The following is a 24,064-nucleotide window of genomic DNA, read 5'->3' on the forward strand; positions in this document are numbered from 1 at the left end:
CAGAATAAAAAATGCCGGATTATCGTGATTGTGGTTTGTTATCTGTCTGTAAGCGCGGTTTACTCCGCTGCCGTCAGCACATATTCCGCCGCTTCACAGCGGTATATTTCCGTGACCTGCGGACGGTCGCGCAGTGCCGGGAGTGAATCATCACTGACACTGAGGCGGATCCCCAGACCACAGGCTTTGCCCAGTGACGGCGGGATGTCCGTCACGGTGAAAGGCTGCCCGGCCGCTGTGAGATGCTTGCGCATCGCCACCACACCGAGCATATTTTCAAATAAAATCAGATAGTCATTCATGAACGGATATCCCCGGAGGTCATGACGGCCTGTTTCTGTAACTGACGGATGCCGTAAATGGCCGCACCTATAGCACCGGCAAACTGCCCGTCCGGATGCGTGATCACCTCCGCCCCCAGGTGCTGTGAAAGCCGCTCACAGAACGTCTGACTGCGGCTGACCCCGCCGCTGAACAGCACTGACGGCACGGTACTCAGCCGCTTGGCAAACCCGGCGGTACGTTGTGCCATTGAATTCACAATTCCCGACAGAATCGACTCCGGCTCCACCCCGGCAGATCGCAGGCTGATCACTTCCGATTCGGCAAAGACCGTACACATGCTGGAGATAGCATGCGGCTCAATCCCGCGGATGGTGTCATCCACCGCCGTGATATCGGTGCCGAGTGTCCGGCTGATCACATCCAGAAAACGCCCGGTCCCGGCGGCGCATTTGTCGTTCATCAGAAAATCCGTGAGATGCCCGTGTTCATCAAGCCGGATCACCTTACTGTCCTGGCCGCCGATATCAATGACCGTGCGGGTCTGCGGATGCAGCCAGCGCGCCCCGATACCGTGACACGAAATTTCTGTGACCTGTTTGTCCGCAAAGTCCGCCAGTTTACGGCCATAGCCGGTGAGGGTCAGATACGGTTTGGTGTCACATTCACCGCAGAGGGTTTCCCAGGCTTCCAGAATCGCCGACTGCGGCCGGAACGGAGTCGGGATCAGGAAGCGGCGCAGGATCACGCCGCCGTCTTCATCACTGAACAAAATCCCTTTGGTGGCGGTCGAGCCCGAGTCAATACCGATACTCAGCATGACGCCTCCTTATAACATCTCAATAAAAGCGGCAATGCGGGTAGCAAGCTGACCGGTGTCAGAAGTGGAATAATCTGTCTCAATCGCCATATACGGGATATCGTGTTTTTCACGGATATGCCGGTTTATCAGCAGCGATTCCACCGCATAGGTGTGACAAGCCTGGAGGATCACATCAATCACCCCGTCCACCTGATAGTCCTGCACCATCTCACTGAGCATATTGAGGCGCTGTGTGTTCGGTGAAATGCAGGAACAACCGATAGCAAGGTATTTTTCGGTCAGGGCATCATAAACATCGGCCTGCGGATTTTCATCCACACACTGCTCAGTGGCTTTCGCCCCGGTGCAGTTTTCATAACCGACCACCCAGCCGCCGTTCTCTTCGATAATCCGTACTACTTTTTCCGCCGCCCCGCCAATCGGGCAGCCGGTGATCAGAATGCGCGGACGCGGATCCAGCCGTTTACCGGCAGCATATTCCGCACGCACTTTGGCGGTCAGCGTTTCCAGCTCGCCGATCAGAGCGCGTTTATCAAATTTGAAGGTGGCACCATAGACCACACTGAGGATCTCACGGCCGGTCATCGCAGGCGGATTGAGTTGCCCGAGGCGGTAAAATTCGGTTAATGCACGGCGTTCGCGGTTGCGCAGATCGATAGCATCACGGATCCCCTGCTCTGTAATTTCACAGCCGAACTGCGCTTCCAGCCGTTTCTGAAAACGGATGATTTCCGAGCGCCAGAGCGCGACAGATTCCGCACTTTCACTGTTATTCGGCAGCTGCATCACATGGACAGGTTTAAATTCCGCCATATATTCATACATTTTCTTTTTGCCGTCGCAGGTGGTTTCACCGACCACGATGTCAGAAAAATAGAAGTAGGGGCATTTATCGGTTTTACCGAATCCGTAGCTGCTTTTGATCAGAGGACATAAGTTGCGGGGTAAGGTTTTTTCCGCTTCTTCAATGGTTTCATCACTGGTTGAACAGAGGGAGACAACCGCTGCACCGGCGGCCATAGCAATCTCCTGCGGCATAAAAGTGCAATAGGTTCCCACCAGCGGGACACCCTGCTCTTTCAGTTCCATTACAGTGAGAAAGCCCTGTTGGCGGGCATCGGAGAAATCAGAAAAGATCGACGGAAGTTGTGTGACTAATGACATAAGTAGACCTACCATTATCATTATTAAAGTGTGGCGCCAGAGTAGACCTATTAATAATAAGGATAATTGAGGTAAATCATATTCAGGGTGAATATCCCTGACGGGACTAAATTAACGTGATCTTAAATCACAACGCCCGGCAACGGAATTATCTGGCACCCTGCGTTGTCAGTCAGTAAGCTTCAGGGTAATCATAAACCTGACTGATATTTTACCCTGAGAGCTTCCTGATGATGATAACCCCCCACCGTACAACCACTGATACGGCTTCCTTTCACCTGACTCAGACGTGCTGTTTATAACAGCCGGATGCTGACGGAGGATATATGTTAACAGGAATGAATCATCTGACCCTGGCGGTCGCCGATTTGGATCGCAGCCTGCATTTTTACCGCGATATTCTGAAAATGACGCTGCATACCCGCTGGAAATACGGGGCTTACCTGACCTGCGGAGAACTGTGGATCTGTTTATCGGCAGATCCGGAAATCATTCACCGGCCTATTCATCAGGGTTATACCCACTACGCTTTCACCCTTCCTCCTGAGCAGTTCCCGGCCTTCCGCTCGCTTCTCGCCGCTCATCAGATAACACTCTGGAAACGTAACCGCAGTGAAGGTGATTCCGTCTATTTTCTTGACCCGGACGGGCATCAGCTTGAGGCACATTCCGGCGGGATACAGCAGCGGCTGGATGCCTGCCGTGAAGCACCGTATGAAGAGATGATATTTCCGGCACCCGGGCAGATTAATGTGTAAGATGGGATAAACCCTTATCTTACGGAGACACTGCTATGTCTGATTACCCAGCCGTTCCCGGTGTGCTGTTTGTCGCCGGTTTTGGTCCGGTGACCCGCGACCCCGCCCGCAGCAAACACTTCTTTGCGGATACTGTCGGCCTGCCGCTCAGTGAATCTGAAGGCGTGCCTGATTACCTGACCGCCGATCACAGCCTGCACGGTGTGAAACACTTCGCGCTCTGGCCGCTCAGCCACGCCGCTGTCTCCTGTTTCGGACAGGACAGCTGGCCGTCGTCACATCCGGAGCCGCAGGCGTGGGTGGAGTTTGAAGTACGCGACCTGGCAGCGGCCACGGAATTTTTACAGTCACAGGGCTACCCGCTGCTGGTGGCAAACAGAACCGAGCCGTGGGGACAGTCCGTCACCCGTCTGCTCAGCCCGGAAGGTTTACTTGTCGGGCTGACTATCACTCCGTGGCTGCGGGATAACACCGGCGAATAACCGCCGGTGCCGGGTTGCTGTGATCCGCTACTGACGCAGACTGACAGCAATCCGGTTGAAGGCATTCATCAGCCCTGCCGCGATTGTCAGATCACTCATTTCCGCATCAGAAAAATGTGCCTTCACACGCTGCCAGGTTGCCTCATCAGTATTCTGAGCCGATAACTGTGTGACAGCTTCCGTCCATTCCAGCGCCGCCCGCTCGCGATCACTGAAACGTTCACTCACGCGCCAGCCAGCCAGTGCGTCAAGTTTCTCCTGAACCATGCCCCGCTTACGCAGTGCCGCCGTGTGCATTTCCAGACAGAATGCGCAGCCGTTAATCTGGGATACCCGCAGATACACCAGCTCAACCAGTTCAGGGGATAACGCGCTGCTTTCCAGTGCATTTTTACAGGCGATCAGCCCCGCATACGCTGCCGGACTGAGTTTCGGATAAGATAAACGTAGTGATGACATAACAGACCTGCCTTGATCAGAGTGAAAAAGTATCCCGGAAACCGGGCGCTATACCCGGCAATAATACCTGGTGATATAACCAGTCACCCGCTATATTATGGATAAATTCACAGTATCGTTATCGTCATTGTGTGGTGGCGGTTAAAACGGTCCTTTAAAAATAAAGAAAGCCCCGGCGGCAATAAATCCGAAGCCGATAAGGTGATTCAGCGTGATGCTTTCACCCAGATAAGCGACAGAAAATACCATAAAGACACACAGAGTGATCACTTCCTGCATAGTTTTCAGCTCGGCGGCACTGTAGTACTGATGTCCTATCCGGTTGGCCGGCACCGCCAGACAATATTCCGCCAGCGCAATCAGCCAGCTGAAAAAAATCACAGCAATAAGGGGTTTACCGGCAAACTTCAGGTGTCCGTACCAGGCAAACATCATAAAAATATTGGAGAGAACAAGCAGAAAAATCGGGAGAAACTTCGCCAGCATAGGGGGATCCGTCAGTAAAAAATGATATCAGCCGCTATTTTACGCCGATCTCTGATAAACGGATATATGATCAGGATGATAGTTACGGAAACAAACTTTCCCGCTATGTACTTATAAAATTTGCATTTTACGCGTATTCAGCCCTTTATTCTTTCCGCTGATTTCCGGAAGATTGTACTGAACTGATTGTGCGGATAACCGCATCCTATTACACTTAATATTTGTAAAAACAACTATCCTGTTTATGCGTTTATTAACTTTCTTATTATTTTTTGTCTCTTTATCCGGTTATGCCGCCGGAGGGTCACTGAACGGCTATTACAAATGTGAGATTTCATCCGCCAGTTATCAGCGAAAACAGGGCGCAATGCGCGATTTTTATTTTCCGGATAAACAGCGTGAATCCGTCGTTCTGTTTCATAATGACCGCTTTACGGTGCTGGATACGCAACCGTCCCCCTATCATTCCCCGGCACTGACACCGATTAAACAGTTTGCCACCATGTCAAAGCAGGATTTACAGGAGATCGGCGAAGATACCCTGATTTATGCCGGTACCTTCAGCGGACTCGCTTATTTCACACCGTCACAGCGGCGCTTTGTTTTCGGCTTAAATAAACGCACCGGCGGTAATAACGGCTCATTTCTGCTGGAACTGCAAAACTGCCGCCGGACAACACACTGAGCATCAGTCACACACCCGCATCACCACTTCCCGCAGCCAGCCGAGTGCCGCATCCCCTTCACTGCGCTGGTGCCATAACATCTGAAAACTGAGCGGCGCGATAGTCAGCGGCGGCGTAAATACCTGTAATGACGGGCTGAGTATATCCGGCAGCGCCCGCTGCGCCACCGTCAGGATCAGATCAGTGCCTTCCGGTAACTGCGAGGCAATCTGCCAGTAAGGAACAGAGACCGCAATGCGCCGCCGGTAATTGAGCAGCTGTAACTGCCGGTCAATCTCATTGGCTTCATACGGCTTCATGCTCGCCAGGATATGCGGGTGCGAGAGCCAGTCCGCCATCGGCATCGTGCCGTTGGTGCAGTATTGTTTATCCGCAACACTGACCATGGTGTCCGTAAAAACCGTTTTTGTGCGGAGAGTGTAATCTGTGGCTGTAAATACCCCGAAGGCCAGATCGAGACTGCCTTCCTGTAATTTTCCCTGCATCTCCTCGCGGCTGCCCTGCCAGATTTGCAAATCGACCTGCGGCGCGGCAGTCCGCAGATAACGGATCAGTTTTCCGCTGAAAATCGCCGCCCCGTAATCGGACATGGCGATATTAAACCGCCGCGTGCAATTTTCCGGCCGGAAATCCTGCTGTGCGATCAGGTCATCGAGCTGGCTCAGTGCCTGTGTCAGCGGCGCATACAGTGCTTCTGCCTTACCGGACAGATGATAACGGCCCTGTCTGCGGATAAGCAGCGGATCCTGAAATAAATCCCGCAGCTGGTTCAGTGTGTGGCTGACAGCAGGCTGACTGCGGTGCAGAGACACGGCTGCCCGGCTGACATGGCGTTCACGCAGCAGGGCATGCAGGGTAACCAGCTGATTTAAATCTAATTTCTTTATATTATTCATCGTACGAATAGTACCCTATAAAATTGATCATTTCCGGTTCTTCCGGGGATCACCTATGATTGATGTTAATAAAACGTTAACCAGGGAGACCACTATGTCAACCTTATCATTATCCGCTATTGCTTTGATTGTTTGTGCTTTTTTTGCCGGTGCCATAGTACCGGTGCAAGCGGTCAGCAATGCAGTGTTAGCACGCCATCTGGGTCATCCGTTATGGGCCAGTCTTGTATCATTATTAATCAGTATTATTGTTTTAGCACCGTTATTATTAATATTTAAAGTTCCGAAACCGGTGCTGAGCGCGGATTTACTGCATCAGCCGTTCTGGATCTGGCTCGGCGGGATAGCCGGAATGCTGTATCTGACCTCCGCTCTGATCCTGGTACCGAAAATCGGCGGCATTACCTTTTTCGTAATGGTGATTGCCGGTCAGCTGGTGATTTCCGCGCTGATTGAACACTTCGGTTTGTTCGGAATGCCGAAACAGCCGGTTCAGATAGCCAAACTCGCCGGTATCGGCCTGGTGGTGGCGGGTGTGCTGGTGATGCAGTTTGCGGGTGAAAAAAAGCCCCGCGATACTGACAGCGGGGCAGGAAATGCAACTCAAGTCGAACAGACAATAAAAAGATAGGTTTGGTTTCCCGGAATATTACTGCACAGCTTCAGCTTCCTTCTCCGCTTCCGGGCGGCGCGAAGGACGCTGCAATAAGAAGACACCACTCATAATCAATACCATCGACAGAATCTCTGTCACGCCAAGCTGCTCATTGGCGGCGAGGAACCCGACAATCAGTGCCACCACCGGCGGGATATAGGTCACGGATGAAGCCACTACAGCCCCCAGATTCAGGATCAGATAGTAATACGTCAGATACGCCACCCCGGTGCCGAGCAATCCCAGCCCGATAATCAGCCCGAGGCTGGCAGTGCTGTCCTGCGCAATGGCGGTAATGCCGGTAAATGGCGTGATGCAGGCCAGGATCACCAACGCAAGGCCAATCTGATAGGTGGTCAGCGCCAGCGGAGCAATCTGTTTATCCGCAAGGAATTTTTTGGCATACACAAAGGAAATCCCCACACTCAGTGATCCCAGAATCATATAACCCACCCCGGCGAGACTGATACTCTCCCCGCTGACCTGCCACGGCTTGGCGATCAGAATCACTCCGGCAAAGCCAAGCATCAGCCCGCACAGACGCATTACCGTGATTTTTTCCTGACGCAGAAAAATCGCCGCGACAATAAACGAGAACAGCGGAATTGCCCCGCTGAGCACACCGGAGACGCCGGAGAGCAGTAATGAGGTGCCGGAAGCAAACGCCCAGTAATAAATTACCGTGGCCAGAAGCGCCATCACCAGGAAATGTCCGGTATATTTCAGGTGCTCACGGCGCACCGCTTTCTGCATCCACGCCATCACCGCAATCGGCACAAAACCACATAACACCCGCAGAAATACAATCTGTACCGGCGAAATCCACTCACTTGCCTGGCGCATAAAAATAAAGTTCGTTCCCCAGATAATGCCGAGGAACGCGAAGGCTGCTGCCGTTTTACTGTTCATACTATTGCTACCCCTTTTTTCTGATGGGGCTATTGTTCTGAATCCGGGGCTGTGCTACAACCGATTTAAATTACCTTATGAAAGAGAAAAACTATTTCATGAACCGTTGTCCGCCGATGAAAGCCCTGCTGGCCTTTGAAGCCAGCGTCCGGCTCGGCAGCTTTATCAGAGCGGCAGAATTCCTGCATGTCACACCGGGTGCGGTCAGTCAGCAGATAAAAAAGCTGGAGGATGAGCTGGGCGTGATGTTGTTTCTGCGTGAGATCCGCAAACTGACGGTGACAGAGACAGGACAGAAATACTATCGCTTGATTCAGCCCGCGCTGGAACAGATCCGCGCCGCCGGTGAGACAATCCGCTATGCGGCACGCCATACCCTGACTCTGTCCATGCCGCCCGGGCTGGCCTCCAAATGGTTCTCCCCCAGGATGAGTGATTTTGTCCGCACTTTTCCGGGACTGGATCTGCATCTGAATGCCACCGCAGCGCTGGTTTCGCTGGAAAAAGACAATGTGGATCTGGCTGTCCGCTATACTGATTTATCCCGCACGCAACCGGCGCGGGTACTGTTATCTGACGCGCCCTGCCGTCTGTTTTGTCATCCCGCTTATGCCACGCGGCTGTCACTTCACAGCCCGGCAGATCTGAAAAATGCGGTACTGCTGCACACCACACTCTATCCTTACTGGGACAGCTGGCTGGAACACTATGCCGGGATAGCGTCCGGCGGCACACCGTTTACCGCCGGGCTGCATTTTGATCAGTTCTTACTGGCGATTGATGCGGCGGTGCATCAGCAGGGTATTCTGATTGCCAATGATTTCCTGCTGGAACACGAGCTGGCACAACAGACCCTTATTCCTTTGTTTCCGGAACTGACACTGCATTCCGGCAAAGGATTTTATCTGCTGCATAACCGCCACAGTGCCGATCAGGCGATGATCAGCGCCGTCAGTGACTGGTTTTGTCATGCATTTGCTCACACAGCGGAGAATACATAATAGAACCAGAATCTGTCACTGTGTGCCTTTTTCCTCTGCACCGCAGACGGGCAAACCGCCGCGTTTGCGGAAGCCTCTGTGCGGACAGATTATGTCAACGGCTGCCGCGAACCGGCCTCCGATACCTCACCGGATAACACCGCGTCGCAGCGGTTACACCGGGCTCCCGGGTTTACTGAAACCGAACGGGTGATCTTTTACTGTCAGCCACTCGCGCCACTGCTGCCGCCAGAGAAGCGGTAACTCACGCCGCCAGACCATACCCATCTTCCAGGATGCCTGTGCAAAGTCAGTCAGCGGGTAAAACGTGACATCCGGATGCCCCGGATCACCGGCTTCGCCGGGCAGGAGAGCGACACCGGCACCGGCCGCCACCAGGGCAATCAGTGTCCGGATATCACTGCTGTAGTGCACCGCCTGCGGGGTAACATGATTAGCATCCAGAAATGCCGTTATCTGGTGATACAGCCCCGCGCCCCGGTTTTCATGCAATGTCAGCAGCGGATTGCGGGTGATCAGTGACAATTCCTGACCGGGCTGCACTACAGTTCCGGCCGGTACCGCGAGAGATAATGTTTCCTGCTTAAAGGCTACAGCTTCCGGGCAGTGAACCGTATTTTCCGGCAGCGGCAGGCGCATAAAGGCGATATCCAGTTCACCGGAAAGTAATTTTTCAGTCATCACCTGAGAGGGGAAATCATCCAGAGACACCTGCACATCCGGCAGCGTTCTTTGCAGCCGGCTGACAAATTCAGCCGCTTCTTTAAATGCCGAAATACCGAACCCGACATTCAGCCGCGCCGGTAACTGACGGCTCAGTCGCGCCGCATGATGCATAAACTCCCGGCTCTGTGTCACCAGCGCCGTGGCTGCCGGTAATAATTCAGCGCCCTCCGCCGTCAGTTGAGCACCGTGTCGTCCGCGCACAAACAGTGTCAGCCCGAGCCTGTTCTCCAGCAGTTTTATCTGTTTGGTCAGTGCGGGCTGGGTAATGCAAAGGACGGATGCCGCCTCATGATAATGTCCGCAACCGGCCAGAGTCACAAATGCCCGCAGTAAACGCAGATCCATGCTGATTATCCTGTCTGAGATGCCGGTCATGAGCATAACCTGACCGGCATCACCGGGCAATCATCCTTTCAGCCGGGGTTCCGCCGGAGCGACCACCACAGCGTCTTCCGCAAACCGGACTGTCCGCGCATCCCGTTCATAACCCTGACGCTGTGTCAGGATCTGATACAGCTCCGGACGGCGGCCGGTTATCCAGCGCCGCCCGGTGGACAGCGGCAGCAGTGTCAGGTCGAGATCAGCCACCACCATGTCATCCTCAACAGCCTGACTTTCCGCCACAATCCGCCCGTAAGGATCAATCACCATGGCATTACCGGTGCGGACTTCATCATCATCCTGCCCCACACCGTTACTGAACAGATAAAATACCCCGTTATCATGCGCCCTTGCAGGCAGCCAGCGCATCAGCCAGCCGCGCCCGTGCTCTCCCTGAAAAGCCGCACGTAACGCTTCCGGATGTTTATCCCGTTCTTTCCACAGTGTCAGCGGAACCGGTTTCATTCCGTACGGGCTGCGTGAACAGGTGCCGCCGGTCTGGTGCGGAGCCAGAATGATATCAGCACCCATCAGCGCGCAGGCACGCGGGTTTTCCACCAGATTGTTGTCCCAGCAGATAAGAATGGCCGCTTTCACACCCCACGGTGTATCAAATACGGTGTATTGATTACCGCTGCGGATAACCGGATGCTCAAAGGCATGCAGTTTGCGGTGCGCATGATAAGTGCCATCCGGCATACAGGCCACATAGGTGTTATAGCAATGGCCGTCACCGCCGTCTTCAATCAGCCCCGCCCCGATAATCATACCGGTTTCCCGGGCGCGGGCGCAGAGATGCCGCAGTGACGGGCTGTCCGCCAGCGGCTCGCTGAGTGCGCGGACATCCTCATCCGGCAGTTTTGTCACATGCCAGTAGCCGGTGATGCACATTTCCGGCAGCACAAGAATCTGCACCTGCTCCGTGCGGGCGCGCTCAATAAACTTATCAATACAGGCAAGATTGTATTCTTTGTCGCCGGGGCGGTGCTGAAACTGCACAGTGGCGACCCGCAGTGCGGAGGGTGTGTTAACAGGCATCATCATTTCCTCATCAGAATGGACTCTCTGCCCCTATCACACCACAGCACAGAGAGTCCGTATAATGAGTTATCTGATTCGTCCGATAACCAACAGGAATGGAAAGTGAGGATTTATTCAGCTGCCGGGCGTTTCTGCTCCGCAATCCGCTCCATCATCTCTGACTGACGCTCTGCCAGACCGCGGATTTGTTCCTCATAGAATGCGGTAAAGTCCGCCGGCAGCCGGGTAATTTCACCTTCCGCCACCTCAACCGGAGTGCCGGATTTATCCAGGCCCCAGATAATATTACCGTCACCGACCACTTTCATCAGCGGCAGTACGCCGGTGACCTCATAATCCGTCAGCCGCTCACAGACCGCCGTGACGGATGCCCACTCAGGCAGATCAGGGGTATCGAATCCGAGCAATACCACACCGCGCCAGAACGTCCATGCCGGTCCCACAGAATAGAGTTCCGCTTCCGGCCAGAACTCCTCCCGGGCCATCACGCACAGACCGTTGGTGCGCTGACAGAATGCAGAGTAATACGCCGGTACCGGCACGCCGGTCAGTGCCTCTGCTGCTGCGACAGCCTGCGGCTCCGGTGCGGGGGCGGCGACCACCTGAAAATAGTCGCTGTTGAGATCTTCCAGAATTTCCCATATACGCTGATGAAACTCTTCTGCTGTCATTGTCCTTCTCCCTGCTGATGACGGATAACGCAGGCATACACACGCTGGTGTCCGCTGTCATCCTGCTCAATATACGCCCCCTGCAATTCCGGTGCGAAGCCCGGAAAGCGGTCGGCAGTCTCTTCCAGCGCGAGGAAATAGCGCTGAACCGGGGCTTCCCAGACTTCCCCCGGCACCACACACAAAACACCCGGCGGATACGGCAGAGCCCCTTCCGCCGCGATACGTCCGGCTATCTCTGACACCGCCACCCGCTCTGTATTGCCGCGGACAAATTCAGTATGTGCCGCTTTCGGCGACATCCGTACTGCAGGAAAACAGCGGCGGCGGAACATCTCTTTCTGGCGCTGTTTAACATTATGTTTCACAAACAGATTGTGCATTTCCTGACACAACTGCCGCAGTGTATATCCCGCATAACGCGCCGGATACGTGCGGCACAGTGACGGCAGGACGATTTCCAGTGCCGCATCGCTGTCCAGCAGCTGCTCAAACCGGGCAATCTGCCGGATCAGCCGCTGCATTTTTTCCGGCGTTTCTGCCGGAGTCAGTAAAAACAGGATGGAATTCAGGTCACATTTTTCCGCGATAATCTGATTTTCACGCAGATAATACGCCAGAATCGTCGCCGGAACGCCAAAATCCTCATACTCTCCACTGCTGACATCCACCCCGGGGGTGGTCAGCAATAATTTGCAGGGATCGACAAAATACTGATCGTCCGCATAACCCTCAAAACCGTGCCAGCGCTCGCCCGGTACAAAATTGAAAAAACGCCGGTCTGCGGCGATAACACCGGTTTCCGCCTCTTCCCACGGACGGCCGTCCACGGTAGCGGGGATAAAGGGACGGATATGCTGACACGTCCGCAGCAGCAGTTTACGGGCTTCAATCCCCGTTCTGACACATTCCGCCCACAGACGCCGTCCGGGTTCGCCCTCATGCATTTTCGCGTTCACATCCAGTGCGGCAAACAGCGGATAAAACGGGCTGGTGGAGGCATGCATCATAAAACGTTATTCATCTGCCGGAAAGAGACATAACGCGCCTGACCTTTGATATGTTTATCTTTTTTGTGGATCTGAGACGCCTGAGAGAACCCGGCCATCTGTTTGTGAACAGATTGCGTGACCAGAATGCCGGGGTCGTTTTCATTCAGTTCCAGCAGCATCGGTGAACACATCTGCATCACCGGGATAAACTGCTCATAGCCGACCCACGCGGAATCAAACAAAATGTAATCACACAGCGGGCCGATGCTGTCCACCACCTGACGGGCGTTATACACCGTGCCGTCATACGTCCCCAACTGGATCACCGCCAGCCGGAACGGACGTTTGTCGCCCGCTTTTTCCGGTGCGGCTTCCGCCGCCAGTGCCCGCAGGTAATCCTCATCAAAACAGTGTGCGTCAATGCCGCCGATAAAACCGAACGGGTTACGCGCCGCCTCCAGATAAACCGGTGTGGCACCGGCCTGGATCAGTGCACCGTGATGGTTGGATTTGTGGTTATTACGATCGAATAACACCAGATCACCCGGTGTCAGCAGAGCATTCAGCACCACTTTGTTGGATGACGACGTGCCGTTGAGCACAAACCAGGTCTTATCAGCATGAAAGACTTTCGCGGCATGCTGTTGCGCGGCCAGCGCCGCCCCTTCGTGGATCAGGAGATCCCCCAGCGCGGTATCTGCATTGCAGAGATCAGCCCGGAACAATGCATCGCCGAAATAGTCGGTAAACTGCTGCCCGGCGGGATGACGGCGGAAAAACTCCCCGCCCTGATGGCCGGGACAGGCAAAGGAGATATTCTGCTGCGCGGTATAATGTTTCATCCGCCCGAAAAACGGCGGCAGCAGACTCTCTTCACAGGATTGTGCCGCACGCAGAAGTGTGTCACCGACCGTACGGCTGTCATCGCGGCAGAGATCGATAACTCCGCTGATACCATCCGGCAGCGCCTCTGCGTCACCGCCGCTGAGCACCATAAAAACCGGCTGGCCGAAGCCCTGTTGCCGGATCCGCGCCAGCTGGCCGTTGCCGGTATCTGCCGGTGCCACCAGACACACAGACACCGCCGTGAAATCACACTCACTGAGAGAAACCGTTTCAAACGGGAGATCCGGCATGCCGCTGAGCAGCTCACTGACCGCACATTTTTTCTTGTTCATGACAACCCTGCAAAGTCATCTCCGCTGACAACAGGTGTCAGCAGAGTACGGTACGGGAACCGGCAGGCAGACCGCCGGAAAAGCGGTCATCATAACATGCGGTGAGCCGGGCGCTACAACAGATTTTCCGGCATAATGTGATGGATAAGAAAGTGCTTAAATTGCTGATATTCTTCCGGATTAATAACCTGCGGATAACTCAGGATCACCAGCTCATGCGGCGGAAATTCCGGGCGGTAAGCCGGGTGATGATGAATATAGTCATTAACAGCAAAACCACAGTGCTGATAAAAACGCAGACGGCGTTGCGCCACCTCATCCGTCAGCGGATCAATCTCCAGAACAACCCGTTGTTTCTCCTGACAAAACAGTGACAACGCCCGTTGCCCGACTCCGCTGCCGCGCATCTGCGGCGCAATAGCAATGTGCTCAATATAAAACAGGGAACCCATCTGCCAGCAGCCGGTAAATCCGGCAAAGCGGTCATTATCCCTTATCTGATACAGATAATAGCCCGGCTGAGAAAACAGTTTTTCCCGCCCTGCCCGCGTGCGCTGTTCATGCAGCGGAAAAGCGGATTCATACAGCGGACGAATATCATCAAGTACCGGATCAGCCGGTGAGGTAACCGGAAGTAATTGCAGCATAAAAAAGGTTTCCAACCTGAAAAATGAGAATTACCTCACATTATCAGTAACGCCGGGTGACAGCAATCATCCCGGCAGCACCCGCAGAATCTTATGGAGTCACTTTCTGATTTGACCGGCTGTTTTCTGCATGCGGGAACCGGGTATCCGCCAGTTGAAAACGGAAATCATCGCGGTCAATCATGCCGGTGATACTGTCCGCGTCATACAGTTCAAGCGCAAACGCGGCCATTTCGTCACTGGTATGATAACGCCCGAAAGCCCGGTCATAATCATAAGAATCGGTATTATTCGCCACCTGACCAAATTCCGTCTGTGTGGCTGCCGGTGCCAGTACTTTTGCCCGCAATTTTGCCCCGTTGCGGATAAGCTCACGCGCCAGCCCTTCTGTATACGCACTGACAAAAAACTTCGTGGCGCAGTAAGTCACCGCAGAGGGAACAATCGTATAGCCGCCCGCCGAACTGATATTGATCAGCTGCGCACCTTCCGTATGCTGATAATCCTGCACATACAGCGCCGACAACACCATCAGGGCATTCACATTGAGGGCAAGCATCTTCTCCGCTTCCGCCACCGGCTGCTCTGCCACCGTACCGTAATAGCCGAAACCGGCATTATTAATCCACGCAATAATATTCAGTGAAGACAACGAGTGATACAGCGCCGCCGCATTGCCGGGCACGGACAAATCACACACGCGGATTTCAACCATGATGTCCGGGTTCTGCTGCATCAGCTCCGCCTTCAGTGTCAGTAATGCATCCTCACGCCGTGCCACCAGCACCACATTATTACCCCGGCGTGCGAAAGCAGCCGCGATTGCCCGCCCGATACCGGCGCTGGCACCGGTGATCACCACATAATTCTGATTGTTCATACAAACCTCCTTTGACATTAGTCCGCTGAGCGTAAAAGATAGAGTTCACTCGAGGTCAAGAGGTTTCTTGCATGCATTATTCCATCAGTGAGTTTTCTGCCTTAACCGGTTTCAGTATCCATACCCTGCGGTTTTATGAAAAAGAAGGCATTTTGATCCCGCAGCGCCGGGCAAATAATCACCGTTGTTATTCCGCCCGTGATGCGGAGTGGGTGACGTTTATCACCCGACTGAAAGAAACCGGCATGCCGCTGAAATCCATCAGACATTATGCGGATTTACGGGCTCAGGGAGAGGAAACGGCACAGGCGCGTATGGATTTACTGCTGGCACACAGCGGGGAATTACAACAGCAGATAGCGGTGCTGAATGATCATTTTCAGCACCTGGAACGAAAGATAGATTACTACCGCGATTTACTGGCCACGACAGCAATCTGAGCCGCGTCAGTCCGCAGCACTGAGGCGGAATTTCTGTACGGAGTTCTGCAGCGCCTGTGTCTGTAATTCCAGCCCGGCGGCGGTTTCAGAGACATTGCTGACCAGCGAGGCATTCTGCTGGGTCACAGTGTCCATCTGGGTGATTGCAGTGCCGACCTGTAAGATCCCTTTGGTTTGCTCCTCTGACGCAATGGCAATTTCTTTCATGATCTCCGTGACTTCACCGGAGGCACGGACAATCTCCTCCATCGTTTCCCCGCCGCCGGCGACCAGTTTAATGCCCTGATCAACACGGGACACCGCATTGGCTATCAGACGTTCAATCTCTTTGGCGGCATCCGCACTGTTGCTGGCCAGTGTCCGCACCTCACCGGCCACCACCATAAAGCCGCGTCCGTGGACACCGGCTCGCGCCGCTTCTATCGAGGCATTCAGCGCCAGAATGTTAGTCTGGAAAGCGATACTGTTAATCACATTGGTGATTTCAGCAATTTTGCGTGAACTCTCGGAAATTTCGTCCATTGTGCGGATAACCGCAGCGATCATCTCATGGCCCTGATGTGCCGTTGAGGACGTTACTTCCGCCAGTTCGCTGGCATGATGCGCATGATCCGCATTCAGTTTCACTGTCGCGGTGATCTCTTCCATACTCGCCGCTGTCTCTTCCAGCGCCGCCGCCTGCTGCTCGGTACGCGAGGAGAGATCCGTATTGCCGCGCGCAATCTCAGAAGCACTGTCGCGCAGGGTATCACTACCTTCACGGATAGAACTGACCGCATCCCGCAGACTGTCCTGCATCTCACTGAGCAGCGGGAACAATTTACCGACACAGTTACGCCCGGCTGCGTCACTTTCCACCGGCTGGCTGAGGTCCCCCCCGGCAATACGGCGGAAATGCTGACGGACATTGTTCAGCGGGCGCTGCATCATCTTCACCAGATAGCGGTCAGCAAAAATCAGGATCAGCAGACCAAACAGTGTGCCGCTGATAATCACAATCCGTGTGGTGGTCATCAGGCCGTCCACCAGGGTACGGGTCTGTTCGATCCGCGTCTCCGCCACCTGCGTAAATTCAAGGCTGGCAGCACCAAATTCTTTGCTCAGCTGCGGTGTGACATCATGGGACTGCTTACGGTAACCCGCCTGATCCCCCTGCTCCGCCAGCTGCATCTGAATTTTAACCCCTTCATCATAGAGTGCCTGCCAGCGGGCAATCACCTTTTCTGACATCTGCACATCCATCGGTCCCGGGGAAATCCGTTTCATCTCCGCCAGGTGCAGCCCCATATTCTCCATCGCTTCCGCAGACGGTTTTAAATCCGGTTCTTCCCCTTCCGCTTTTTTCTGCATTTCGCGGTTCAGCCGGGAAATAAACCGGAAATACTGGTCATTTCCCTGATTCAGTACCGTCAGCTGCCGGACTAGCTGACGATCGGTCGCATTGCCGTCAGACACTCTCGACAGTGACCAGTCACTGTAAAAACTGACACATCCGAGTGTCAGACACAAAATACCGAGTATCGACAGCATGACGAACCGGATGGATAAGTTTCGAAGTAACTGCATACAGTTTCCTTTAAGGGGCGATAAAATGATCTGGCAGGGCCATACGGATACTGTTATCGGCAGAAAATTCAAAAGTTATAATTTTTTGTGATTTTTTAAAATTTTGTTGTTTTTCAGGTTAATAGCTGCACGTTTTTCGGTGGATCAAGATATTTTTCTGTCTGTATGTCTCAAATTCACACAAAAACAGACAATTCCTGATAAAAAAATACAAACTACTGCACACTACATACAGATATTTACACTCCTTGCGGATATAAAAGGTAAATTCATTTAATATTAAAAGGTTAACTTTTGTATCGCACGATAACCGAGCGATAACACTCTTTACCGGTAATAAAAAGAATGAACATAGACGGGCTTCGCGGAAGTATTATTCAGAGTCTGGTGTTGTGGATTGAGCAAAATCTGGAATCTGATTTATCACTGGATATCATTGCCGCACGGGCGGGTTATTCCAAATGGCATTTACAGCGCTTATTTAAAGAGCACACCGGTGTCGTGATCGGAAAATATATCCGTGCGCGGCGCTTATCCTGCGCAGCGAAGGCATTGCGGATCACCCGCAGCAGTATTCTCGATATTTCCGTGAAATACCGCTTCGATTCACAGCAGACATTCTGCCGCGCCTTTAAATCCCAGTTTAATACCACTCCTTCCGCCTACCGCAAAAAAGCAGGCTGGGACAGCAACGGCTTTTGTTTTCCGTTACAGGCGGAAAACCTGATTCCGTTTCAGTCTGAACTGACCGAATTACCTGAAATATCGTTAGCGGGCTCTCATCATTATCACCGCAAAAATTTGTCGGACTGGCAGACTGAAAACCGGAAATTCCGGCGTGAATTCTGGGAGAAGTTTTTTAAGGAAGTGGATATTATTCCGGCGGATTTGTATGCCATACATGCCCCGTATGAATCAACCGCAGATGATATCAGTTATGCCTATACCACAGCGGTTATTCCGTCCGTATTATCAGCGGACAGCATCCGCCGCGCGTCACTTTCTCCGGTGACCTTACCGGGCGGGCATTATCTCAGAATTACCATTGATCCGGCTATGCTGAAAAATCTGCCCGCTGATTACAACAATATTATTCATGCCGCCTATTCCGGTACGCTGGCAGAAATGAACCTGCTGCGCAGACGGGGCCCGGATATTGAACACTATAAACTGCTGCCCGCAGAGCGGCATGATGAGTTTATTGCCAACGGCCTGCAGTATGTGGAAGAGATTAATTACTACATCCCAGTCATGCTATAACAACGCATTATGTACGGCTTGTGTGAAGACAGAAGCCGGCGGCGGCCCGGAAATACGGGCAAACTCCTGTTCACTCCGGCGGCACGGCTCACACCAGGGTGCATAAAAACGGATCACCGAAATCCCGTCACCGTGCTCAATACCGGCAAAATTGCTTTCTGTGTAGTCCGGTATCATAGGTTCTCTCCCTTCTCAGAATGAAAAATGACGGCATTCCGCCCCTCTGCTTTTATAGCGTAACCACCGAAAAATCTAAAGTCTTCCGGATAACCGCCGATAATAACCTGTAGCCCTCCGGCAATGCACATCACAACATAATGATTGATATGAGTTTTTTTCATACTACGATACATTCTGTCTTTTTTATCGGATAAATTACTATTCGGCCTATAATTACTCACAATATGTGTTAATTTGCATTTACGCTTTAAACTTGTGAACAGGCATATTGTGGTAATAATTTGTAATATTTCAGATGTTTTGTATTTAAACCGATATAACATCATGAAGTATAATGATTTTTATAATTTTACATTATGAAATATATGTTTTTATTGTGTATAATTTATGTTTAAAAAAACACAGAAATTTATAATTTTACCCATCACGACACATTTTCAGTGAAAATGATGACTTTGTTTTAAAAACAAAACAATAAATCATAACAAAATAACGATAAATTGTGTTTTTATATTATTTTATTTTTGATATAAACGCATTATTGATATTTTATCAAAAAAATGAATTATTGATTAAATTTTTTATTTATTTTTTATATTTTATAAATCAATAGATTAAAAACACATACATGTAAAAATAGTAGCTATACATAGTAAATGAAGGTAATCTTCACTTACAAAAGAAATATAAATGTAATGATAATTTTATTTACTTATTTATCAATAAATTACAAAATCAGTGGAAAATAAAAACATATTTTTTTGATAACCGTAAAAATTGTTAACATATAAAAAAGATTACAACGATCAAAAAATCATTATTGATAGTTTCTATCAATCAATAATTGGCCTTTGATCGTTATAACTAACTTTACTTAGCCTGTGTAAGCGCTAATACTTAATCCCGAAATGCAACCACGCTTTTCCTGCCATATTTAATTATGACGGAATTCGGGTCTGTATTATCTGATTAGTTATTCAGAATACCTTGCATATTATTCCCATAAGAAACCCGGTAATTTTTGAGTACGACTCATGATGAATATAAATAAAATTGTTGGAGAACAAATCAGAGCACACAGAAAAGAACAGGGATTATCCGGTTCAGAATTAGGTGACAAATTAAAATTAAGTCAGCAGCAGGTTTCACGCTATGAGCGCGGGGAATGCAATATTCCGCTTGATATGCTGTTTACTATTTCACTTGTTCTGGAAGTGCCTTTTGTAAAGCTGTTTGGTGATCTTAACAACAGCCGGGATTATATGTTTTAATTTTAGCATTTTACGTTTTTTCATTTCTGATACACACAACACTCAAATTGTATCTGAAGATTAACCTCTTCAGATGTAGTGGTTTACTATTCTGTTGAGATAGTAAAATTTGAAGATGGCGTTTATTTTTTAGGAATTCAGTATTATGAAATTAAATATTATTGGTGCATCTGTTGTATCCGCTTTATTATTCTCCGCTGCTGCATCAGCAGCAGATCCGGTAATCGTAAACGGCGGTACAGTTCATTTTACCGGGGAACTTGTTAACGCAGCATGTGCAGTCAGCACTGAAAGCAGCAACCAGACTGTGGAATTAGGTCAGTACCGTACTGCTAAATTAGCAGCTTCCGGTGACATGTCTACTCCGGTTCCGTTCAAAATCAAACTGGTTGACTGTGATCCGGCTGTGGCAACCACTGCTGCTGTTGCATTCTCAGGCCAGAGCATGACCGGCGACGCTACCTTATTAGCGGTTAACTCCGGGACTAACGCACCGGCTGCACAGAACGTCGGTATTCAGATCAGTGATACCGCATCTAAAGTATTATCTCCAAGCGGTGCTGATTTCTCAGCAACTAAAACCTTAATCCAAGGTACTAACGTATTAGATTTCACTGCCCGTTATGTTGCCAAAGGCGCAACTACCCCGGGTCAGGCAAATGCTGATGCAACTTTCGTTGTTAAATACGAATAATCAATTACCGAACGTAATTAATTAAATAAATAAAAACTCTCTCTGCACAGAATTATTTTTCTTAATTCTGACGACGGATTGTGCCTGTAACATGGAGCGGAGAGAGTTTTATATATCACCTTCTGTATTATAAGCCACCCCGAAAAATGAAATACCATACTCTATGCGTTATTTCTGACAGAGAATATTAAGAGGTACTTTTGTGATTTCTGATTATTTTAAAAATAGTGCATTGATATTGTTTTTCACACTGATGTCAGGGTTTGCTTATTCAGCGTCAAATCAGAACTCAGGAATTGCACTGGGTGCAACCCGGGTCATTTATCCTCAGGATGCAAAACAAACATCACTGTCTGTGATTAACCACAGCCCGAAAGAACGTTTTCTGATCAACTCATGGGTTGATAACGACAATGGCAAAGAGAAAGATTTTGTTATCACGCCGCCATTATTTGTGATGGAGCCTGCCAGCGAAAATATTCTGCGGATTGTTAACCTGGCTCAGGATTTACCGAAAGACCGCGAGTCTGTTTTCTGGCTGAACGTAAAAGCGATTCCGTCCGTGGATAAAGAATCACTGGAAGGAAAAAACGTGCTCCAGCTGGCTATTTTGTCACGGATTAAATTGTTCGTCAGACCGGTAAATTTACCGATCCAGACAGAAGATGCGGCAGAAAAAATTACCATCACGCAGAAAAGCGGCACGATTACGATTGATAACCCGACGCCGTATTACACCACTTTCGTCAATATTATTTTAGACGGGCGTCCGCTTGAGAATGTCATGGTCGCGCCATTCAGTACCCATCAGATTGCCGGTAAAAACGGCCGTAAACTGACTTATCAGACAATTAATGATTACGGCGGACTGCGCAAACAGCGCGAAGTGAATCTGAATTAAGACATTCATTATTTTATTGTTGTCATGCAGGGAACAGGGTGAAATGAGTAACATCAAAAAGGTTTTCACACATACGCCGGTTTATTTTGCTGTGCTTGCCGCGGTGACGTGTTTTTTCCCTGCGGGAACCGCCGGTGCGAAACCTTCCTTTAACGCCGCGTTTTTAACCGATGACCTGTCTGACGCGGATGTCTCTGATTTATCCCGCTTTGAATCGGGCGGCTATCAGCCGCCCGGTACTTACCTGGTTGAACTGTCTGTTAATAATGACTTTGTTTCCTCCTCTGAAATCACCTTTACCGAACTGAAAAATAAAGAGGGTGAGCCTTATTTATTCCCCTGCTTCAGTGCGGAGACCATTATCGGTTTCGGGGTAAATATCGCCCGTCCGGAGGAATTAACAGAGCAGGATAAACAGTGCTTCCCGTTTACCGAAAAAATTCCCGGTTCAGAATATCACTTTGATTTTCAGAAACAGCGGCTGATGCTCAGTTTCCCTCAGGCCAGTCTTTCCGGGCAGGCCCGCGGCTATATTCCGCCGGACAGATGGGAATCCGGTATTCCGGCACTGTTTATGAACTATTTCGCGTCCGGGAATAACAACTCGGATAATACCAGCAGCTACTACGTGAACCTGAACTCGGGGTTTAACCTTGGTGCGTGGCAGTTCCGTCAGTCAAGCTCCTGGAATTACAACAAAAGTAAAAACACCAGTAACAGCCAGTGGCGCAGCCTGATGAACTATGTTCAGCGGCCGATTATTGCCCTGAAAAGCCAGCTGGTTATCGGTGACGGCAACTCGGACGGCAGTGTCTTTGATTCTGCCGGGTTCCGTGGTGTGCGGCTGTTTTCTGTCGATAATATGTATCCGGACAGCCAGCAGGGCTATGCCCCGACCGTGCGCGGTATGGCAAAAACGGATGCCAAAGTGGTTATCCGCCAGAACGGCTATGTGATTTATCAGGTCTATGTCCCGCCGGGCCCGTTTGTCATAAATGACTTAAACCCGGCCACCTCCAGTGGTGACTTACAGGTCACCGTCGAGGAGAAAGACGGCACTCAGCAGCAGTATATTGTTCCCTACTCCACACTACCGGTGCTCCAGCGTGAAGGCCGTGTGAAATATGATGTGATGGCCGGGGAATTCCGCAGCGGTAACAGCAACCAGGATAAACCGAAGTTTGTCCAGGCGACCCTGCTCGCCGGTCTGACACGGGATATCTCCGTGTATACCGGGACACAGCTGGCAGACAAATATAAATCTGTACTGGTGGGTGTCGGTCAGAATATCGGCCGCTTTGGTGCCTTCTCCTTCGATGTCACCCATGCAAACAGTGAACTGGCGGACGGCTCGAATCACAGCGGGCAGTCCTTCCGTTTCCTGTACGCGAAATCCCTGAACACTACCGGGACCACGTTCCAGTTATTGGGTTACCGCTATTCCACCAAGGGCTTCTATACCTTAAACGATGTCGCGTATAAGCAGATGTCCGGCTATGAATTTGCCCCGGACGGCGAGGATGGTGATGACGGCAAGCCGATCATTATTAATTATCACAACCTGCTTTATAACAAAAAAGGGCGCTTCCAGGTCAATATCTCGCAATCATTTGACCAGTACGGCTCGCTCTATATATCCGGTAACCAGCAGTCTTACTGGAACCGCAGCGGTAAAGATGAATGGTATCAGGCCGGGTATTCCAACAGCTGGAACGGGATAAATTATTCCGTTTCCCTGAGTACCACCAAAGCGCTGGAACTCAAAGAGCGCGATAACATGCTGTCGGTGAATGTGTCCGTACCGTTCTCCTCATTCTCGTCGCGTAATGCGCGCAGTAATGATGCCTTTAATAACGCGTATGCCACCTTCTCCGCCACCAATAACTCCGGCGGCCGCGAGGCTTACCGCGTTGGCGTGAACGGCACACTGCTGGAAGACAGAAACCTGAGCTATTCCGTCTCACAGGGGCATGTCAGCCAGCAGGGTTATAACGGCTCAGCGGGCCTGGATTATCAGGGCACTTACGGCGATTTCGGGATCAGCTATAACTACGACCCGGATCAGAATCAGCTGAACTACCGGGCCTCCGGCGCAGTGCTGCTGCATGAAAACGGATTGACATTCGGCCAGTCAATCAATGACACCACCGTGCTGGTCAAAGCACCGGGTGCCGCCGGTGTGGCGGTGGAAAACTACACCGGGGTGAAAACGGACTGGCGCGGTTACGCCATTATTCCTTATGCCTCGGCATACCGTAACAACCGTATTGCCCTGAATCCGGATTCATTTAATGACAATACGGAAATTAAAAATAATGTGCAGAACGTGGTACCGATCAGCGGGGCTGTTGCCCGCGCCACGTTTGATACCAGTATCGGGATCCGGGCGCTGCTCTCGCTGACCCACAACGGCAAACCGATCCGCTTCGGCAGTATGGTGCAGGAAACCGGCTCTCAGATCAGCAGTATTGCCGATGATGACGGACGTGTGTATTTAACCGGCCTGCCGCTGACCGGGAAATTACTGGTGCAGTGGGGGAATCAGCCGGGTGACCAGTGCACCGCGGATTATGATTTTACCCGTCAGGAAATCAAAGGGCCGTTACTGCGGACCGCGCTTGAATGTAAATAGAGA

26 protein-coding genes and 1 pseudogene are annotated in these 24,064 nt (G+C 51.1%); 11 read left to right on the plus strand and 16 right to left on the minus strand.

What is annotated here, in order from left to right; translation table 11 throughout:
• Positions 1–59 precede the first annotated feature (59 nt).
• The 3 genes from HMPREF3119_RS15785 to HMPREF3119_RS15795 are packed head-to-tail and all read right to left on the minus strand — an operon-like array spanning position 60 to position 2,269.
• The gene (locus tag HMPREF3119_RS15785; RefSeq protein ID WP_004238527.1) at positions 60–302 is read right to left on the minus strand and encodes a putative Se/S carrier-like protein; all 243 of its coding nucleotides are present in this window, start codon (positions 300–302) and stop codon (positions 60–62) included.
• Complete coding sequence (locus HMPREF3119_RS15790; protein WP_070580289.1) at positions 299–1,102, minus strand: acyl-CoA dehydratase activase; 804 nt, start codon at positions 1,100–1,102, stop codon at positions 299–301. Before HMPREF3119_RS15790 ends, HMPREF3119_RS15785 begins: the two co-directional genes overlap by 4 nt.
• Positions 1,103–1,111: 9 nt before the next feature.
• On the minus strand, positions 1,112–2,269 hold the full coding sequence (locus HMPREF3119_RS15795; RefSeq protein ID WP_046024269.1) for a double-cubane-cluster-containing anaerobic reductase: 1,158 nt from the start codon (positions 2,267–2,269) through the stop codon (positions 1,112–1,114).
• 326 nt (positions 2,270–2,595) lie between these two features.
• Here HMPREF3119_RS15795 and HMPREF3119_RS15800 point away from each other — a divergent pair, with 326 nt between their 5' ends.
• Both HMPREF3119_RS15800 and HMPREF3119_RS15805 read left to right on the plus strand, forming a co-directional pair.
• Entirely contained in the window at positions 2,596–3,027 is a 432-nt protein-coding gene (locus HMPREF3119_RS15800) for a FosA13 family fosfomycin resistance glutathione transferase (RefSeq protein ID WP_004238530.1), read from the plus strand.
• A gap of 35 nt (positions 3,028–3,062) precedes the next feature.
• Positions 3,063–3,509: a VOC family protein gene (locus tag HMPREF3119_RS15805; RefSeq protein WP_032098439.1), complete on the plus strand. Its 447-nt coding sequence runs from the start codon at positions 3,063–3,065 to the stop codon at positions 3,507–3,509.
• A 27-nt stretch (positions 3,510–3,536) separates the two neighbouring features.
• On the opposite strand, the gene HMPREF3119_RS15810 is transcribed toward HMPREF3119_RS15805, so the two are convergent.
• Positions 3,537–3,968, minus strand: a complete 432-nt coding sequence (locus HMPREF3119_RS15810) for a carboxymuconolactone decarboxylase family protein (RefSeq protein ID WP_032098440.1) — start codon at positions 3,966–3,968, stop codon at positions 3,537–3,539.
• Positions 3,969–4,109: 141 nt separating this feature from the next.
• Positions 4,110–4,454 (minus strand): DMT family protein, encoded by a 345-nt coding sequence (locus HMPREF3119_RS15815; RefSeq protein WP_004238534.1) that lies wholly within the window; start codon positions 4,452–4,454, stop codon positions 4,110–4,112.
• A gap of 244 nt (positions 4,455–4,698) precedes the next feature.
• Between HMPREF3119_RS15815 and HMPREF3119_RS15820 the strand changes: the two genes are divergently transcribed.
• Positions 4,699–5,139: a hypothetical protein gene (locus tag HMPREF3119_RS15820; RefSeq protein WP_004238535.1), complete on the plus strand. Its 441-nt coding sequence runs from the start codon at positions 4,699–4,701 to the stop codon at positions 5,137–5,139.
• Between the two features lie 3 nt (positions 5,140–5,142).
• On the opposite strand, the gene HMPREF3119_RS15825 is transcribed toward HMPREF3119_RS15820, so the two are convergent.
• Positions 5,143–6,036 (minus strand): LysR family transcriptional regulator, encoded by an 894-nt coding sequence (locus HMPREF3119_RS15825; RefSeq protein WP_036416954.1) that lies wholly within the window; start codon positions 6,034–6,036, stop codon positions 5,143–5,145.
• A gap of 94 nt (positions 6,037–6,130) precedes the next feature.
• Between HMPREF3119_RS15825 and HMPREF3119_RS15830 the strand changes: the two genes are divergently transcribed.
• Positions 6,131–6,667 (plus strand): DMT family transporter, encoded by a 537-nt coding sequence (locus HMPREF3119_RS15830; RefSeq protein WP_004241854.1) that lies wholly within the window; start codon positions 6,131–6,133, stop codon positions 6,665–6,667.
• An 18-nt stretch (positions 6,668–6,685) separates the two neighbouring features.
• On the opposite strand, the gene HMPREF3119_RS15835 is transcribed toward HMPREF3119_RS15830, so the two are convergent.
• Positions 6,686–7,600, minus strand: a complete 915-nt coding sequence (locus HMPREF3119_RS15835) for a DMT family transporter (RefSeq protein ID WP_004238538.1) — start codon at positions 7,598–7,600, stop codon at positions 6,686–6,688.
• A 98-nt stretch (positions 7,601–7,698) separates the two neighbouring features.
• Here HMPREF3119_RS15835 and HMPREF3119_RS15840 point away from each other — a divergent pair, with 98 nt between their 5' ends.
• Positions 7,699–8,601 carry a LysR substrate-binding domain-containing protein gene (locus HMPREF3119_RS15840; protein WP_225902804.1) on the plus strand — a complete coding sequence of 301 codons (903 nt, stop codon included), beginning with the start codon at positions 7,699–7,701 and terminating at the stop codon, positions 8,599–8,601.
• A gap of 153 nt (positions 8,602–8,754) precedes the next feature.
• On the opposite strand, the gene HMPREF3119_RS15845 is transcribed toward HMPREF3119_RS15840, so the two are convergent.
• The 6 genes and pseudogenes from HMPREF3119_RS15845 to HMPREF3119_RS15870 all read right to left on the minus strand — a co-directional run bounded on the left by HMPREF3119_RS15845 (position 8,755) and on the right by HMPREF3119_RS15870 (position 15,117).
• The gene (locus tag HMPREF3119_RS15845) at positions 8,755–9,672 is read right to left on the minus strand and encodes a LysR family transcriptional regulator (protein ID WP_015422592.1); all 918 of its coding nucleotides are present in this window, start codon (positions 9,670–9,672) and stop codon (positions 8,755–8,757) included.
• Positions 9,673–9,732: 60 nt separating this feature from the next.
• Positions 9,733–10,746: a nitrilase family protein gene (locus tag HMPREF3119_RS15850; RefSeq protein WP_036416957.1), complete on the minus strand. Its 1,014-nt coding sequence runs from the start codon at positions 10,744–10,746 to the stop codon at positions 9,733–9,735.
• A 113-nt stretch (positions 10,747–10,859) separates the two neighbouring features.
• The gene (locus HMPREF3119_RS15855) at positions 10,860–11,420 is read right to left on the minus strand and encodes an SMI1/KNR4 family protein (RefSeq protein WP_070580293.1); all 561 of its coding nucleotides are present in this window, start codon (positions 11,418–11,420) and stop codon (positions 10,860–10,862) included.
• Positions 11,417–13,590 (minus strand): annotated as a pseudogene (gene speC, locus HMPREF3119_RS15860) (ornithine decarboxylase). The gene HMPREF3119_RS15855 and the pseudogene speC overlap by 4 nt, the downstream one beginning before the upstream one ends.
• Before the next feature lie 113 nt (positions 13,591–13,703).
• Positions 13,704–14,237: a GNAT family N-acetyltransferase gene (locus HMPREF3119_RS15865; RefSeq protein ID WP_015422590.1), complete on the minus strand. Its 534-nt coding sequence runs from the start codon at positions 14,235–14,237 to the stop codon at positions 13,704–13,706.
• 91 nt (positions 14,238–14,328) lie between these two features.
• Positions 14,329–15,117 (minus strand): SDR family NAD(P)-dependent oxidoreductase, encoded by a 789-nt coding sequence (locus HMPREF3119_RS15870; protein ID WP_004238545.1) that lies wholly within the window; start codon positions 15,115–15,117, stop codon positions 14,329–14,331.
• Positions 15,118–15,188: 71 nt separating this feature from the next.
• On the opposite strand from HMPREF3119_RS15870, the gene HMPREF3119_RS15875 reads away from it, so the two are divergent.
• Positions 15,189–15,557, plus strand: a complete 369-nt coding sequence (locus HMPREF3119_RS15875; RefSeq protein ID WP_070580296.1) for a MerR family transcriptional regulator — start codon at positions 15,189–15,191, stop codon at positions 15,555–15,557.
• A gap of 6 nt (positions 15,558–15,563) precedes the next feature.
• On the opposite strand, the gene HMPREF3119_RS15880 is transcribed toward HMPREF3119_RS15875, so the two are convergent.
• The gene (locus HMPREF3119_RS15880) at positions 15,564–17,123 is read right to left on the minus strand and encodes a methyl-accepting chemotaxis protein (RefSeq protein ID WP_015422589.1); all 1,560 of its coding nucleotides are present in this window, start codon (positions 17,121–17,123) and stop codon (positions 15,564–15,566) included.
• 345 nt (positions 17,124–17,468) lie between these two features.
• On the opposite strand from HMPREF3119_RS15880, the gene HMPREF3119_RS15885 reads away from it, so the two are divergent.
• Positions 17,469–18,383 (plus strand): effector binding domain-containing protein, encoded by a 915-nt coding sequence (locus HMPREF3119_RS15885; protein ID WP_046024262.1) that lies wholly within the window; start codon positions 17,469–17,471, stop codon positions 18,381–18,383.
• On the opposite strand, the gene HMPREF3119_RS15890 is transcribed toward HMPREF3119_RS15885, so the two are convergent.
• Complete coding sequence (locus HMPREF3119_RS15890; protein WP_046024261.1) at positions 18,378–18,560, minus strand: protein disulfide isomerase family protein; 183 nt, start codon at positions 18,558–18,560, stop codon at positions 18,378–18,380. The two genes, HMPREF3119_RS15885 and HMPREF3119_RS15890, sit on opposite strands and share 6 nt — an antisense overlap.
• Positions 18,557–18,724 carry a hypothetical protein gene (locus HMPREF3119_RS19450; RefSeq protein WP_004241836.1) on the minus strand — a complete coding sequence of 56 codons (168 nt, stop codon included), beginning with the start codon at positions 18,722–18,724 and terminating at the stop codon, positions 18,557–18,559. Before HMPREF3119_RS19450 ends, HMPREF3119_RS15890 begins: the two co-directional genes overlap by 4 nt.
• An 873-nt stretch (positions 18,725–19,597) precedes the next feature.
• Here HMPREF3119_RS19450 and HMPREF3119_RS15895 point away from each other — a divergent pair.
• From HMPREF3119_RS15895 to fimD, 4 genes are all read left to right on the plus strand, one after another.
• Positions 19,598–19,834, plus strand: coding sequence for a helix-turn-helix domain-containing protein (locus tag HMPREF3119_RS15895; protein ID WP_004241835.1), 237 nt, complete (start codon positions 19,598–19,600; stop codon positions 19,832–19,834).
• A gap of 145 nt (positions 19,835–19,979) precedes the next feature.
• On the plus strand, positions 19,980–20,528 hold the full coding sequence (gene fimA / locus HMPREF3119_RS15900; protein WP_032098450.1) for a type 1 fimbrial major subunit FimA: 549 nt from the start codon (positions 19,980–19,982) through the stop codon (positions 20,526–20,528).
• Positions 20,529–20,733: 205 nt separating this feature from the next.
• Positions 20,734–21,429, plus strand: coding sequence for a fimbria/pilus periplasmic chaperone (locus HMPREF3119_RS15905; RefSeq protein WP_370531216.1), 696 nt, complete (start codon positions 20,734–20,736; stop codon positions 21,427–21,429).
• Positions 21,430–21,472: 43 nt separating this feature from the next.
• Positions 21,473–24,061 carry an outer membrane usher protein FimD gene (fimD, locus tag HMPREF3119_RS15910; protein WP_004235895.1) on the plus strand — a complete coding sequence of 863 codons (2,589 nt, stop codon included), beginning with the start codon at positions 21,473–21,475 and terminating at the stop codon, positions 24,059–24,061.
• Positions 24,062–24,064 lie beyond the last annotated feature (3 nt).

This window comes from Morganella sp. HMSC11D09, assembly GCF_001807955.1.
GTDB lineage: Bacteria > Pseudomonadota > Gammaproteobacteria > Enterobacterales > Enterobacteriaceae > Morganella > Morganella morganii.

Coding starts and splice junctions, on each gene's coding strand:
- HMPREF3119_RS15785 (WP_004238527.1), bottom strand. CDS start 302: ATGAATGACTATCTGATTTTATTTGAAAATATGCTCGGTGTGGTGGCG.
- HMPREF3119_RS15790 (WP_070580289.1), bottom strand. CDS start 1,102: ATGCTGAGTATCGGTATTGACTCGGGCTCGACCGCCACCAAAGGGATT.
- HMPREF3119_RS15795 (WP_046024269.1), bottom strand. CDS start 2,269: ATGTCATTAGTCACACAACTTCCGTCGATCTTTTCTGATTTCTCCGAT.
- HMPREF3119_RS15800 (WP_004238530.1), top strand. CDS start 2,596: ATGTTAACAGGAATGAATCATCTGACCCTGGCGGTCGCCGATTTGGAT.
- HMPREF3119_RS15805 (WP_032098439.1), top strand. CDS start 3,063: ATGTCTGATTACCCAGCCGTTCCCGGTGTGCTGTTTGTCGCCGGTTTT.
- HMPREF3119_RS15810 (WP_032098440.1), bottom strand. CDS start 3,968: ATGTCATCACTACGTTTATCTTATCCGAAACTCAGTCCGGCAGCGTAT.
- HMPREF3119_RS15815 (WP_004238534.1), bottom strand. CDS start 4,454: ATGCTGGCGAAGTTTCTCCCGATTTTTCTGCTTGTTCTCTCCAATATT.
- HMPREF3119_RS15820 (WP_004238535.1), top strand. CDS start 4,699: ATGCGTTTATTAACTTTCTTATTATTTTTTGTCTCTTTATCCGGTTAT.
- HMPREF3119_RS15825 (WP_036416954.1), bottom strand. CDS start 6,036: ATGAATAATATAAAGAAATTAGATTTAAATCAGCTGGTTACCCTGCAT.
- HMPREF3119_RS15830 (WP_004241854.1), top strand. CDS start 6,131: ATGTCAACCTTATCATTATCCGCTATTGCTTTGATTGTTTGTGCTTTT.
- HMPREF3119_RS15835 (WP_004238538.1), bottom strand. CDS start 7,600: ATGAACAGTAAAACGGCAGCAGCCTTCGCGTTCCTCGGCATTATCTGG.
- HMPREF3119_RS15840 (WP_225902804.1), top strand. CDS start 7,699: ATGAACCGTTGTCCGCCGATGAAAGCCCTGCTGGCCTTTGAAGCCAGC.
- HMPREF3119_RS15845 (WP_015422592.1), bottom strand. CDS start 9,672: ATGGATCTGCGTTTACTGCGGGCATTTGTGACTCTGGCCGGTTGCGGA.
- HMPREF3119_RS15850 (WP_036416957.1), bottom strand. CDS start 10,746: ATGCCTGTTAACACACCCTCCGCACTGCGGGTCGCCACTGTGCAGTTT.
- HMPREF3119_RS15855 (WP_070580293.1), bottom strand. CDS start 11,420: ATGACAGCAGAAGAGTTTCATCAGCGTATATGGGAAATTCTGGAAGAT.
- HMPREF3119_RS15865 (WP_015422590.1), bottom strand. CDS start 14,237: ATGCTGCAATTACTTCCGGTTACCTCACCGGCTGATCCGGTACTTGAT.
- HMPREF3119_RS15870 (WP_004238545.1), bottom strand. CDS start 15,117: ATGAACAATCAGAATTATGTGGTGATCACCGGTGCCAGCGCCGGTATC.
- HMPREF3119_RS15875 (WP_070580296.1), top strand. CDS start 15,189: ATGCATTATTCCATCAGTGAGTTTTCTGCCTTAACCGGTTTCAGTATC.
- HMPREF3119_RS15880 (WP_015422589.1), bottom strand. CDS start 17,123: ATGCAGTTACTTCGAAACTTATCCATCCGGTTCGTCATGCTGTCGATA.
- HMPREF3119_RS15885 (WP_046024262.1), top strand. CDS start 17,469: ATGAACATAGACGGGCTTCGCGGAAGTATTATTCAGAGTCTGGTGTTG.
- HMPREF3119_RS15890 (WP_046024261.1), bottom strand. CDS start 18,560: ATGATACCGGACTACACAGAAAGCAATTTTGCCGGTATTGAGCACGGT.
- HMPREF3119_RS19450 (WP_004241836.1), bottom strand. CDS start 18,724: ATGAAAAAAACTCATATCAATCATTATGTTGTGATGTGCATTGCCGGA.
- HMPREF3119_RS15895 (WP_004241835.1), top strand. CDS start 19,598: ATGATGAATATAAATAAAATTGTTGGAGAACAAATCAGAGCACACAGA.
- fimA (WP_032098450.1), top strand. CDS start 19,980: ATGAAATTAAATATTATTGGTGCATCTGTTGTATCCGCTTTATTATTC.
- fimD (WP_004235895.1), top strand. CDS start 21,473: ATGAGTAACATCAAAAAGGTTTTCACACATACGCCGGTTTATTTTGCT.